Origin of the sequence: Salipiger marinus (genome assembly GCF_900100085.1) — a bacterium.
GTDB classification, from domain to species: Bacteria; Pseudomonadota; Alphaproteobacteria; order Rhodobacterales; family Rhodobacteraceae; genus Salipiger; species Salipiger marinus.
The window spans coordinates 100,282-113,270 of record NZ_FNEJ01000006.1; the positions used below are offsets into that span (position 1 = coordinate 100,282).

Annotated in this window: 13 protein-coding genes; 7 read left to right on the forward strand and 6 right to left on the reverse strand. The window is 64.8% G+C overall.

Annotated elements, in window-relative coordinates; genetic code table 11:
* Positions 1-12 precede the first annotated feature (12 nt).
* The 6 genes from sdhD to BLR51_RS08340 all read right to left on the reverse strand — a co-directional run bounded on the left by sdhD (position 13) and on the right by BLR51_RS08340 (position 3,710).
* Positions 13-384, reverse strand: coding sequence for a succinate dehydrogenase, hydrophobic membrane anchor protein (gene sdhD / locus BLR51_RS08315; protein WP_089845847.1), 372 nt, complete (start codon positions 382-384; stop codon positions 13-15).
* Positions 385-395: 11 nt separating this feature from the next.
* The gene (gene sdhC, locus BLR51_RS08320) at positions 396-791 is read right to left on the reverse strand and encodes a succinate dehydrogenase, cytochrome b556 subunit (protein WP_089845848.1); all 396 of its coding nucleotides are present in this window, start codon (positions 789-791) and stop codon (positions 396-398) included.
* 247 nt (positions 792-1,038) lie between these two features.
* Positions 1,039-2,070, reverse strand: a complete 1,032-nt coding sequence (locus BLR51_RS08325; RefSeq protein ID WP_089845849.1) for a MaoC family dehydratase — start codon at positions 2,068-2,070, stop codon at positions 1,039-1,041.
* Complete coding sequence (locus tag BLR51_RS08330; RefSeq protein WP_089845850.1) at positions 2,070-2,273, reverse strand: DUF1737 domain-containing protein; 204 nt, start codon at positions 2,271-2,273, stop codon at positions 2,070-2,072. Before BLR51_RS08330 ends, BLR51_RS08325 begins: the two co-directional genes overlap by 1 nt.
* Positions 2,274-2,277: 4 nt before the next feature.
* Entirely contained in the window at positions 2,278-2,823 is a 546-nt protein-coding gene (locus BLR51_RS08335) for an NnrU family protein (RefSeq protein ID WP_089845851.1), read from the reverse strand.
* A gap of 35 nt (positions 2,824-2,858) precedes the next feature.
* On the reverse strand, positions 2,859-3,710 hold the full coding sequence (locus BLR51_RS08340) for an HpcH/HpaI aldolase/citrate lyase family protein (RefSeq protein ID WP_089845852.1): 852 nt from the start codon (positions 3,708-3,710) through the stop codon (positions 2,859-2,861).
* A gap of 243 nt (positions 3,711-3,953) precedes the next feature.
* Here BLR51_RS08340 and BLR51_RS08345 point away from each other — a divergent pair, with 243 nt between their 5' ends.
* The 7 genes from BLR51_RS08345 to odhB all read left to right on the forward strand — a co-directional run bounded on the left by BLR51_RS08345 (position 3,954) and on the right by odhB (position 12,956).
* Positions 3,954-4,259 (forward strand): hypothetical protein, encoded by a 306-nt coding sequence (locus BLR51_RS08345; protein WP_089845853.1) that lies wholly within the window; start codon positions 3,954-3,956, stop codon positions 4,257-4,259.
* Between the two features lie 330 nt (positions 4,260-4,589).
* Positions 4,590-5,552, forward strand: a complete 963-nt coding sequence (gene mdh, locus BLR51_RS08350) for a malate dehydrogenase (protein WP_089845854.1) — start codon at positions 4,590-4,592, stop codon at positions 5,550-5,552.
* 278 nt (positions 5,553-5,830) lie between these two features.
* Positions 5,831-7,024: an ADP-forming succinate--CoA ligase subunit beta gene (sucC, locus tag BLR51_RS08355; protein ID WP_089845855.1), complete on the forward strand. Its 1,194-nt coding sequence runs from the start codon at positions 5,831-5,833 to the stop codon at positions 7,022-7,024.
* A gap of 5 nt (positions 7,025-7,029) precedes the next feature.
* Positions 7,030-7,434 carry a hypothetical protein gene (locus BLR51_RS08360; RefSeq protein WP_089845856.1) on the forward strand — a complete coding sequence of 135 codons (405 nt, stop codon included), beginning with the start codon at positions 7,030-7,032 and terminating at the stop codon, positions 7,432-7,434.
* 1 nt (position 7,435) lies between these two features.
* A complete protein-coding gene (gene sucD / locus BLR51_RS08365) occupies positions 7,436-8,320 on the forward strand; it encodes a succinate--CoA ligase subunit alpha (protein WP_089845857.1) in 885 nt (294 codons plus the stop codon).
* A gap of 120 nt (positions 8,321-8,440) precedes the next feature.
* The gene (locus tag BLR51_RS08370; RefSeq protein WP_089845858.1) at positions 8,441-11,410 is read left to right on the forward strand and encodes a 2-oxoglutarate dehydrogenase E1 component; all 2,970 of its coding nucleotides are present in this window, start codon (positions 8,441-8,443) and stop codon (positions 11,408-11,410) included.
* A gap of 4 nt (positions 11,411-11,414) precedes the next feature.
* Positions 11,415-12,956, forward strand: a complete 1,542-nt coding sequence (odhB, locus tag BLR51_RS08375) for a 2-oxoglutarate dehydrogenase complex dihydrolipoyllysine-residue succinyltransferase (RefSeq protein WP_089845859.1) — start codon at positions 11,415-11,417, stop codon at positions 12,954-12,956.
* Positions 12,957-12,989 lie beyond the last annotated feature (33 nt).

Genomic DNA, 12,989 nt, shown 5'->3' on the forward strand with positions numbered 1-12,989 from the left:
GCGGTCTTTCTCTCAGAGAGCGATCTTGGCGAGCGCGAAGAGCCCGGCGGCGGTCAGAGCGTAGCTGAGCCCGATCACCAGCATGATCAGCAGCTTGCGGGTGCTGCCTTGGGTGTAATCCTCGATCATCACCCGGGCGCCCTTGTGGAAATGCTGCAGGCCCACCACCAGCACCAGCCCGGTCAGGATCGCCGGAAACGGCCGCTGGAAGGTCGCCAGCGCGGCGTCATAGCCGGATCCCAGCGCATTGCCGAAGATGTAGAGGAAGGTAGGAACCATGAAGGCCAGAGCAACGGAGCTGACGATCATATACCAGTGATGTTCGGCCCCGCTATGGGCGGAGCCCTTGCCCACGGCGCGCTTGCGGTCGGTCAGGTAACGCATCGGTTGCTCCCTCAGATCCAGAACAGCAGGACGGTCAGCACGGTCAGCACCACCGAGCCATAGATGCAGGCCCAGCCGAGCTTTTCGGCGGTGGGAATGTCCAGCGCCTTGCCCGCGTCGAACGCGAGATGCCGCAGCCCGGCAAGGTAGTGGTACCACATGCCCCAGAGCGACAGCAGCATCACCAGATTGCCCACCCAGCTGGTGATCCACCATTCGGCGGTGGCAAAGGCCTCGGGCCCGGCGGCCAGCGCCAGCAGCCACCACACCATCGCAAAGGTGGCGACGATCAGCGCGTTGCCAGTGATGCGGGTGAGAATGGAGCTCATGGAGGTGAGCTGAGGTCGGTAATAGGGCCCGATCATGAAAGGGGAGAGCGGGCGTTGGATCCGGTTCTCGTCGGCCATGGCTTGTCCTTTGTGTTCCCTTGTGGCCGGTTTCTACCGGCTTTTCCCCTGCCCTGTCACGTCGCTGCACATGCATTGATCGCATTTTTTGCCGTGATAGCGAAAAAATGAGGGGCTAATGTGATCACAGCCTGAAAACCGTGATCACATTTGCGGCGCTAACGGATTCCCTAGAGGAATGATCGCCTTTTCCAGAAGGTTGCGCCCCACGGCGGGCGGGGCGCGGCAGCGACTCAGGCCGCTGCGGCTAAAGCGGCATCAGCGCCCAGTAGTCCAGATCCAGCAGGACATGCGGCAGATAGCGGCCATCCTCACCCCTCAGCTCGAAGGGGGCGCCGCCACTTGTGGCCACCAGCCGCAGCCGGATCGCGCCGACCCCGGGGGCCTTGGTTTCCGCCTTGTCCAGCACCTCGGACCACGCCCGGACCGTGGTCCCGGCGAAACAGGGATTGGCATGGGCGCCGCCGTTCAGCCCCACGATCATCTGTGCATTGGCCAGCCCGTTGAAGCTGAGCGCGCGGGCCAGCGACATCACATGCCCGCCATAGATCAGCCGCCGCCCGTCCTCGCGGAAGGTGGCGTCGAAATGCACCTTGGCGGTGTTCTGCCACAGGCGCGTGGCGAGCATATGCTCTGCCTCCTCGATGGTGACGCCGTCGACATGGTCGATGGTCTCGCCCACGGCATAATCGCCCCAGCGATGCGGCTCGCCTGCCTGCGCAAAATCATAAGCGCTGAAATCCAGCCCCTGCGGGATGACCAGATCCGCCGCCTGCAGCGCCGGCTTCAGATCGGGCACCACCGGATCCGGGGCGGGCAGGCCTTGGTCCTGCTTGCGCACCAGCACCCAGCGCACATAGTCCAGCACCAGATCGTCACGCTGGTTGCGCCCTTCGGTGCGGACATAGACCACCCCCGACCCGCCACTGGAGGTCTGTTTCAGGCCGATCACCGTCGAGCGCGCCCGCAGCGTGTCGCCCGGCATCACCGGATGGTGCCAGCGGCCCTCGGCATAGCCCAGATTGGCCACCGCGTTCAGCGACACATCCGGCACGGTCTTGCCGAAGACCAGATGGAACGCCGCCAGATCGTCCAGCGGCGCGGCGGGCAGCCCGCAGGCGCGGGCAAACTCGTCCGAGGAATAAAGCGCATGCCGCGCGGGATAAAGCGCGTGATACAGCGCCCGTTCGCCGCCGCTGACCGTGCGCGGCACGGCATGCTCGATCACCTGACCCAGCCGGTAATGCTCGAAAAAGCGGCCCGGATTGGTCTTGGCCATCACTGCGCCCCCAGCTTCGTCTCGGGGGTGTAGATGCCCGGCGCCTCCTTCACCACGGCCTGCCCGCAGCGCATGACGCCATTCGCGGCGTCAAAGGCATAGGTCGGGCTGCCGTGAAGCTCCCAGCCCTTGTTCAGGGCGTCGGTGACCTTGTGGCAGAAGGCCGACGTGTCGTCAGCACTCAGAAAACGATAGAGTTTCATGAACTTATCCGAAGGTTGGGTAGCCAAGAAGATAATGCACGGCGACAATCGCCGCATAGACGATCACGGTGCCGACCAGCGCCATGATTTCCTTGCGCGCCGGAAAGGGGCCGGTGGGCCGGGTCCACGGGGTCTGGCGGTTGATGAGGATCACCTCCACCACCGCCCAGGCCAGCAGGCCACCGAACAGCACGAAGGACGGCACGTCGCCATTCACCAGCAGATGCGCCACCGCCCAAGCCTTGACCGCCGTCAGCTGCGGATGGCGGATGCGGGCGGTGATCGCGGTCTTCATGCCCGAGGCGGCAAAAAGATAGACGGCAAACAGCGTCAGCAGATTGTTGAGGCCTACGGTCGCCGGGTGCCGCCCCCAGACAAACGCGCCATCGGCCATGCGGTAGCCAAGGATCATGAGGACAAGCCCCGCCAGAATGCCTGCGGTGGCAAGCCCGCGCCCCTTGGGGCCGATGGCTGCGCGCTGCGCCGGGGCCAGCCGTTTCCACAGATGGGCGCCGGACCAGAGGAGCAGACCTAGGATGAGGATCAGCATGGGGAACTCCTGTTCAAACTGCGCCCACCCTCGCCTTATTGTGCCAGCGCGGCAATGGCTTCGGCGCGGGCCAGCAGCGATTTCGCCGTGGCCACATGCAGGTTCTCGACGATGCGGCCATCGACCACGGCAACCCCCTGCCCCTCGGCGGCGGCGGCCTCATAAGCCGCGATCTGCCGACGCGCGAGGTCGATCTCTGCCTCGGTGGGGGCAAAGGCGGCATTGGCGATCTCCACCTGCGCGGGGTGGATCAGGGTCTTGCCGTCAAAGCCCATGTCTCGGCCCTGATCGCATTCGGCGCGCAGCCCGGAATCGTCCTTGAAGGCGTTATAGACCCCGTCGACGATGATCCGGCCATGGGCTTTGGCGGCCAGCAGGCACAGCTGCAGCGCGGTCAGCATCGGCAGGCGGTCGGCGCGGAAGCGGGAATTCAGCTCCTTGGCCAGATCATTGGTGCCCATCACCATGCCCGCCAGCCGGGGATGCGCGGCGATGGCGGCGGCGTTCAGCATGCCGCGCGGCGTTTCCATCATGGCCCAGAGCGGTTTGCCGGTCAGGGCAGCCAGCGCGTCAAGCTGCGCGGGGCTTTCCACCTTGGGCAGCAGCACCGCGTCGCAGTCCATGCTGGCGGCGGCGCGGGCATCCGCCTCGCCCCATGCGGTGTCGAGCCCGTTGATCCGCACGATCCGCGTACGCGCGCCATAGCCGCCCATGGCCAGCGCCGCGGTCAGCGTCGCACGCGCGGCGGGTTTTTCGGCGGGGGCGACCGCGTCTTCGAGATCGAAAATGACCGCATCCACGGCAAGGCTGCGCGCCTTGTCGAGCGCGCGGTCCTTGGAGCCGGGAATATACAGCACCGAGCGGTAGGGGCGCAGCGCGAGGTCCATGGTTTCCTCCCTTGAGAAACAAAGTTGCGTGATAGGGGCCATTATTTGCCGAAAAATGCAAGCACCCTGTCGCTGCAATGCAGAGAAAGGCGCAGCGCGCGCTCCGGTTAACCTCTCCTTCGGGTTTTGGGAGGAGAGTGAGGGCAGAGACAAAAGCACGGCGGGAAGCGGGCAAGGATCTGGTCAGGGGACATGGGGGCAGGACCGCGGCAGCGGATCCTGCCAAGCCGAAAGGGTGACACGATGAGCTGGAAAATGGCACTCGGGGGGCTGGGACTGGCGATCTGCGCCGCACCCGCCCTTGCACAGACCCCTGCCTGTGCGCCCCGCGATCAGGTGGTGGACCAGCTGGCCCGCCGCTATGGCGAGGTGCCGCAATCCATCGGGCTGGGCAGCGACAATGCGGTGATGGAGGTCTTCGCCTCGGCAGAGACCGGCACATGGACCATCACCGTGACCACGCCCGCCGGCCTGACCTGTCTGCTGGCCAGCGGACAGGCTTTCGAGGCGGCGGCGGCGCTGCTGACCCCGCCCGGCAGCGATGCCTGAGGTCTGGCGCGCTGGGGGCTCTGCCCCCGTCCGCGCCTGCGCGCGGCCTCCCCCGGAGTTTGCCGAGCAAGATGAAGGCGCGCAGATTCGAGGCGGGACAGGCCCGGACGCGGCGGCGGGTGATGCCGGGCCGGGCAGACCGGCGCAGGGGGCATGCCCGCCCCGCAGGAGATGTCGGCGAGTAAGGCGTTGGAATGGCGATGTTTAGCGCAAACAATGTCCGGCTCATCCTTTGCCGCTTCCGAAACGCCGCTGTGCAGCGCCCTTGCACGCAGGGCCGCAAGCCCTTACGCAAGCGGCGGACTTCACAATGGAGCGGAGAACAGATCCATGGCCAGACCCAAGATCGCCCTCATCGGCGCGGGACAGATCGGTGGCACGCTTGCCCACCTGGCAGCCCTGAAGGAGCTGGGCGACATCGTGCTTTTCGACATCGCCGAGGGTACGCCCGAAGGCAAGTCGCTCGATATCGCGGAATCCGGCCCCTCCGAAGGGTTTGACGCCAAGCTCAAGGGCACCCAGGACTACGCGGATATCGCGGGGGCCGATGTCTGCATCGTCACCGCCGGTGTGCCGCGCAAACCCGGCATGAGCCGGGACGACCTGCTGGGCATCAACCTCAAGGTCATGAAATCCGTGGGCGAAGGCATCCGCGACAACGCGCCGGATGCTTTCGTGATCTGCATCACCAACCCGCTCGACGCCATGGTCTGGGCGCTGCAGCAGTTTTCGGGCCTGCCCGCGAACAAGGTCTGCGGCATGGCCGGCGTGCTCGATTCCGCACGCTTCCGCCACTTCCTCAGCCTTGAGTTCGACGTGTCCATGAAGGACGTGACCGCCTTCGTTCTGGGCGGGCATGGCGACACGATGGTGCCGCTGGTGCGCTATTCCACCGTGGCGGGCATCCCCCTGCCCGATCTGGTGGACATGGGCTGGACCACCAAGGACAAGCTGGACGCGATCGTGCAGCGTACCCGCGACGGCGGCGCCGAGATCGTGGGCCTGCTGAAGACCGGGTCGGCCTTCTACGCCCCCGCCACCAGCGCCATCGAAATGGCCGAAGCCTATCTGAAGGACCAGAAGCGCCTGCTGCCCTGCGCGGCATGGTGTGACGGCGAATTCGGCCTGAACGGCATGTATGTGGGCGTGCCCACCATCATCGGCGCCGGTGGCATCGAGAAGATCGTCGACATCAAGATGACCAAGGACGAACAGGCGATGTTCGACAGCTCGGTCAGCGCGGTGAAGGGTCTTGTGGAGGCCTGCAAGGGCATCGACTCCTCGCTCGCCTGAGCCAGAACGCACCCCGACGGAGGGCTCCGGCTGCGGAAACGCACCGGGGCCCTTTTTCTATTCTGCACGCTCCGGTTGCGATACGGATGATTCTGAAGGCTGACGGCGCTAACGGATTCCACGGGGGCGGAACTATGTGATCACACCCCGGAAACCTGTGATCACATTGACCGGAATTTTTCCGCCAATCTTCGCTTTGTGCAAGATTTCCCTTCGCAGGCAGGGGGAAGGCGGCTTATACCACCCCCGAAATCGCAGCAAGACGGGAAGAGTCTTCCATGAACATTCATGAATATCAGGCGAAAGCGCTTCTGCGCGACTATGGCTGCCCGGTTTCGGACGGCCGCATCGTGCTTTCCGCCAATGAAGCCAAGACCGCTGCCGGCGCGCTGGACGGTCCGCTCTGGGTGGTGAAAGCGCAGATTCACGCGGGCGGCCGGGGCAAGGGCAAGTTCAAGGAAGCCGAGGCCGGCGAAAAAGGCGGCGTCCGTCTTGCCAAATCGGTGGAAGAAGCCGCCGAGGAAGCCAAGAAGATGCTCGGCAAGACGCTGGTGACCCACCAGACCGGTCCGGCGGGCAAGCAGGTCAACCGCGTCTATATCGAAGACGGTTCGGACATCGAGCGCGAGCTGTATCTGGCGCTGCTGGTGGACCGCGTGACCAGCCGCATCTCTTTCGTCTGCTCCACCGAAGGCGGCATGGACATCGAGGAAGTGGCGGCCTCCACCCCGGAGAAGATCCTGTCCTTCTCGGTCGATCCGGCCACCGGTTACCAGCCCTATCATGGCCGCCGCGTCGCCTTCACGCTGGGTCTTGAAGGCCCCGCCATGAAGCAGTGCGTCAAGCTGATGGGTCAGCTCTACAAGGCCTTCGTCGAGAAGGACATGGAGATGCTGGAGATCAACCCGCTGATCCTCATGCCCGGCGGCAACCTCAAGGTTCTGGACGCCAAGCTCGGCTTTGACGGCAACGCGATGTATCGCCAGCCCGACATCGCCAACCTGCGCGACGAGACCGAGGAGGATTCCAAGGAACTCGAAGCCTCCAAGTATGACCTGAACTACATCGCGCTTGATGGCGAGATCGGCTGCATGGTGAACGGCGCGGGTCTGGCCATGGCGACCATGGACATCATCAAGCTCTACGGGGCCGAGCCTGCCAACTTCCTCGACGTGGGCGGCGGCGCCACCAAGGAGAAGGTGACCGAGGCGTTCAAGATCATCACCTCCGACAAGAACGTGAAGGGCATCCTCGTCAACATCTTCGGCGGCATCATGCGCTGCGACGTGATCGCCGAGGGCGTGATTGCCGCTGTCAAGGAAGTTGGCCTGCAGGTGCCGCTGGTGGTCCGTCTTGAAGGCACCAACGTGGAACTGGGCAAAGAGATCATTGCCAATTCCGGCATGAACGTGATCGCCGCGGACAACCTCAGCGACGGGGCCGAGAAGATCGTGAAGGCTGTGAAGGGCTGAACGGCATGGCGCTGATCGCAAAAATCGACCCTCCGCTGGACGTTGACGCGGACGGGGTCGCGCAGATCCACGCGCGGCCCTACGGCGCGGCAGATGCCATGACCGGAGAGGAGATCTTTGTCTGGACCTCCGAACGGTCCGGCGGGTACGGGCTGGCCGCGCGCGGCACGGTCCTCGAGGCCCGGATCGACAGCTTCGCCAACACGGCGGGCGACGGCACGCACAAGGAGCTTGTGCTGGCCGTCCGGATCACCCACGGCGCGCCGCTGCGCCCGCTGGATCTGGATCAGGTCGCCCCGCCTGCCGATGGCGATGCCGCAAGGCCCATCTACGCGCATGCACTCAACAAAATCACCTCGCTGGAGCCCGATGTTGCAGGCTTCGTGAGGTCGCATTTCGAGGAAGAATGAAATGGCAGTTCTCGTAAACGAACACACCAAGGTCATCTGTCAGGGCATCACCGGCTCGCAGGGGACTTTCCACTCCGAACAGGCCATCGCCTATGGCACCAAGATGGTCGGCGGCGTGACCCCCGGCAAGGGCGGCACCGACCATCTGGGTCTGCCGGTCTTCAACTCGGTCCACGAGGCGAAGCACGTGACCGAAGCCAATGCCTCGGTGATCTATGTGCCCCCGCCCTTCGCGGCCGATTCCATCCTCGAGGCGATCGACGCCGAGATGGAGCTGATCGTCTGCATCACCGAAGGCATTCCGGTGCTGGACATGATGAAGGTCAAGCGCGCGCTGCTGAACAGCAAGTCGCGGCTGATCGGGCCGAACTGCCCGGGCGTCATCACCCCCGATGCCTGCAAGATCGGCATCATGCCCGGCCACATCCACCGTCGCGGCTCGGTCGGCGTCGTGTCCCGTTCGGGCACGCTGACCTACGAGGCGGTCAAGCAGACCACCGATCTGGGTCTGGGCCAGTCCTCTGCCGTGGGCATCGGCGGCGACCCCATCAAGGGCACCGAACATATCGACGTGCTCGACATGTTCCTTGATGATCCGGAAACTCAGGCCATCATCATGATCGGCGAAATCGGCGGCTCCGCCGAGGAAGAGGCTGCGGCCTTCATCGCCGAGCAGAAGAAAAAAGGCCGCTGGAAGCCGATCGCGGGCTTCATCGCGGGCCGCACCGCCCCTCCGGGACGCCGCATGGGCCATGCCGGTGCCATCGTCGCCGGTGGCAAGGGCGACGCGGAATCGAAGATCGAGGCGATGAAATCCGCCGGAATCGTGGTGGCAGACAGCCCGGCAACGCTGGGTGAGGCTGTCATGAAGGCGATCAACGCCTAAGTTATGTCTGAGGGGCGGCTCCGGCCGCCCCTGAGCCCCTGTCCGAAGCCGCCCGGTCGGGCCCCGTTGCGGGGGGTCGCCCAGGCTGCTTCACCGATCGGTCGAAAAGGAATACGCGCAATGACGGATCAAAGCTCAAACGACCAGTTTCACGCCCTCAGCTTCATGCAGGGCGCGAACGCGGAATATCTCGAACAGATGTATGCCCGCTACGCCACCGACCCCAAGGCGGTGGACGAGGCCTGGGCCGAGTTCTTCCGCGCGCTTGGCGATGACGAGACCAGCGTGAAGAAAGAGGCGCAGGGCGCCTCGTGGCAGCGCGCCGACTGGCCGCCGGTGCCCAATGACGACCTGACCGCCGCGCTGACCGGCGAATGGCCGATGGCCGCCCCCGCCGAAGCCAAGGGCGCGGGCCGCAAGATTGCCGAGAAGGCCGCCGAAAAGGGCGTCAACCTGAGCGACGATCAGGTGAAGCGCGCCGTGCTGGATTCGATCCGCGCGCTGATGATCATCCGCGCCTACCGCATCCGCGGCCATTTCGCCGCCGATCTGGATCCGCTGGGCCTGCATGGCCGCGACCCGCATCCCGAGCTTGACCCCAAGGCCTATGGCTTTGCCGAGGCCGACATGGACCGGCCCATCTTCATCGACAACGTGCTGGGGCTGCAGGTGGCCTCCATGCGCGAGATCATGGGGGTGCTGAAGCGGACCTATTGCGGCACCTTCGCGCTGCAATACATGCATATTTCCGATCCCGAACAGTCGGCATGGCTGAAGGAGCGGATCGAGGGCTACGGCAAGGAAGTCAAGTTCACCGGCGAGGGCCGCAAGGCGATCCTCAACAAGATGGTGGAGGCCGAAGGCTTCGAAAAGTTCCTGCATGTCAAATACATGGGGACCAAGCGCTTTGGTCTTGATGGCGGCGAAAGCCTGATCCCGGCGATGGAGCAGATCATCAAGCGCGGCGGCGCGCTGGGGATCAAGGAAGTGATCTTCGGCATGCCGCACCGGGGCCGTCTGTCGGTGCTGGCCAACGTGCTGCAGAAACCCTACCGCGCGATCTTCAACGAATTTCAGGGCGGCAGCTTCAAGCCCGAGGACGTGGACGGATCGGGCGACGTGAAATACCATCTCGGCGCCTCTTCGGACCGCGAGTTCGACGGCAACAAGGTGCACCTGTCGCTGACCGCCAACCCCTCTCACCTCGAGGCGGTGAACCCGGTCGTGCTGGGCAAGGTCCGCGCCAAGCAGGACCAGCTGGGCGATGGCGACCGCAAGCAGGTGCTGCCCGTGCTGCTGCATGGTGACGCGGCCTTTGCGGGTCAGGGCGTTGTCGCGGAATGTTTCGCGCTCTCGGGCCTGCGCGGGCACCGCACCGGCGGCACCATCCATATCGTGGTGAACAACCAGATCGGCTTTACCACGGCGCCGCATTTCTCGCGCTCCTCGCCCTACCCCACCGACAACGCGCTGGTGGTCGAGGCGCCGATCTTCCACGTCAATGGCGACGATCCCGAGGCGGTGGTGCATGCCGCCAAGGTCGCGATCGAGTTCCGCCAGAAATTCGGCAAGGACGTGGTCATCGACATGTTCTGCTACCGTCGCTTCGGTCACAACGAAGGCGACGAGCCCATGTTCACCAACCCGATCATGTACAAGCAGATCAAGGGTCACAAGACCACGCTGACGCTCTACACCGAACGGCTGGTCAAGGACGGTCTTATCCCCGAGGGCGAGATCGAGGACATGAAGGCCGCGTTTCAGGCCAAGCTCAACGAGGAATTCGAGGCGGGCAAGACCTACAAGCCCAACAAGGCCGACTGGCTGGACGGGCGCTGGTCGCATCTGGATGCCCAGAAGGAAGGCAATTACCAGCGCGGCGAGACCGCCATCAAGGAAGAGACCCTTGCAGAGATCGGCAAGGGCCTGACCACGGTGCCGGAGGGCTTCCCGCTCCACAAGACGGTGGGCCGCTTCCTTGAAGCGCGGGCGCAGATGTTCGAAAGCGGGCACGGCTTCGACTGGGCCACGGCAGAGGCCATGGCCTTTGGCGCGCTGCTCACCGAAGGCTATCCGGTGCGTCTGGCCGGTCAGGACAGCACGCGCGGCACCTTCTCGCAGCGTCATTCCGGCCTGATCAATCAGGACACCGAAGAGCGGTACTACCCGCTCAACCACATCCGCGAGGGTCAGGCCCGCTACGAGGTGATCGACAGCGCGCTGTCCGAATACGCGGTGGCCGGGTTCGAATACGGCTATTCGCTGGCGGAACCCAACGCGCTGACCCTGTGGGAAGCACAGTTCGGCGATTTCGCCAACGGCGCGCAGATCATGTTCGACCAGTTCATCAGCTCGGGCGAATCCAAGTGGCTGCGCATGTCCGGCCTCGTCTGCCTGCTGCCGCATGGCTACGAGGGTCAGGGGCCGGAGCACAGCTCGGCGCGTCTGGAACGCTTCCTGCAGATGTGCGGGCAGGACAACTGGATCGTCGCGAACGTCTCGACCCCGGCGAACTACTTCCACATCCTGCGCCGCCAGCTGCACCGCAGCTACCGCAAGCCGCTGATCCTGATGACGCCGAAATCCCTGCTGCGCCACAAGCTGGCCGTGTCGGATGCTGCCGATTTCTCCACCGGGTCGAGCTTCCACCGCGTGCTCTGGGACGATGCCGAAAAGGGCCATTCGGAAACCAAGCTGGTGGCGGATGACAAGATCCGCCGCGTGGTGATGTGCGCGGGCAAGGTCTATTACGACCTGCTGGAAGAACGCGACGCCCGTGGCATCGACGATGTCTATCTGCTGCGGATCGAACAGTTCTACCCCTTCCCCGCGCTGAGCCTCGTCAAGGAGCTGGAGCGGTTCAAGGGCGCGCAGATGATCTGGTGTCAGGAAGAGCCGAAGAACCAGGGCGCCTGGACCTTCATCGAGCCGAATATCGAATGGGTGCTGGGCCGCATCGACGCGACCCACAAGCGGCCTGTCTATGTGGGCCGCGCCACCTCGGCCTCGCCCGCGACGGGTCTGGCCAGCCAGCACAAAGCACAGCAAGAGGCGCTCGTGAACGAGGCGCTGACGATCGAAGGGAACTGAAACGATGACGACCGAAGTGCGCGTCCCCACGCTGGGCGAATCCGTGACCGAGGCGACCGTGGCCACCTGGTTCAAGAAACCGGGTGACAGCGTCGCCGTCGACGAGATGCTCTGCGAGCTTGAAACCGACAAGGTCACCGTCGAAGTGCCCTCGCCGGTGTCCGGCAAGCTTGCGGACATCGTGGCGCAGGAAGGCGACACCGTCGGCGTCGATGCCCTGCTGGCCAATATCGCCCCCGCAGGCGAAGCCGGGTCCGAGACGGTCGAGGAACGGCCCTCCGCCAAGAAGGCCGATGACAAGGCCGCTGCCGCCGCCTCCGCCTCCGGCACCGAGGTCAAGGTGATGGTGCCCACGCTGGGTGAATCCGTCTCCGAAGCCACCGTCGCCACATGGTTCAAGAACGTGGGCGACAGCGTCGCGCAGGACGAGATGCTGTGCGAGCTGGAAACCGACAAGGTGTCGGTGGAAGTGCCCTCGCCCGCCGCAGGCGTGCTGGGCCAGATCCTTGCCGAAGAAGGCAGCACCGTGCAGGCCGGTGGCCAGCTGGCTGTGCTGACCTCGGGCGATGGCGCGGTGAAACCCGCCGCCGAAGTGCCGGGCGACACCCAGTATGACACGCCCCCCGCTGGCAATGCCGGGCCCAAGGGCGATATCGAGGATGCGCCCTCCGCCAAGAAGGCCATGGCAGAGGCCGGTCTGTCGCGCGATCAGGTCAGCGGTTCGGGCCGGGATGGCCGGGTGATGAAATCGGACGTGTCCGCCGCCGTCTCCGCCGCCAAATCGGCGCCGGCCCCCGCAGCCGCCCCCGCCAGCGCGCAGCGCGCCCCCAGCCCCGCCGAGGATGCGGCGCGCGAAGAACGGGTGAAGATGACCCGCCTGCGCCAGACCATCGCCAAGCGGCTCAAGGACGCGCAGAACACCGCCGCCATGCTCACCACCTATAACGAGGTGGACATGACCGAGGTGATGTCGCTGCGCAACACCTACAAGGACCAGTTCGAGAAGAAGCACGGCGTGCGTCTTGGCTTCATGTCCTTCTTCACCAAGGCCTGCGTGCATGCCCTGAAAGAAGTGCCCGAGGTCAATTCCGAAATCGACGGCACCGATGTGGTCTACAAGAACTTCGTCCACATGGGCATCGCCGCGGGCACCCCGCAGGGGCTCGTGGTGCCGGTGATCCGCGACGTCGACCAGAAGAGCTTCGCCGAGATCGAGAATGAGATCGGCGAAAAGGGCAAGCGCGCCCGCGACGGCAAGCTCAGCATGGCGGAAATGCAGGGCGGCACCTTCACCATCTCCAATGGCGGCGTCTATGGCTCGCTGATGTCCTCGCCCATCCTGAACCCCCCGCAGTCGGGCATCCTCGGCATGCACAAGATTCAGGACCGGCCCATGGTCATCAACGGCAAGATCGAGATCCGCCCGATGATGTATCTGGCGCTCAGCTACGATCACCGCGTCGTCGACGGCAAGGGCGCCGTGACCTTCCTCGTCCGCGTCAAGGACGCGCTCGAGGATCCGCGCCGCCTGCTGATGGATCTGTGATCCGATGACCTTCGCGCCCCGCCCGATCCGGCG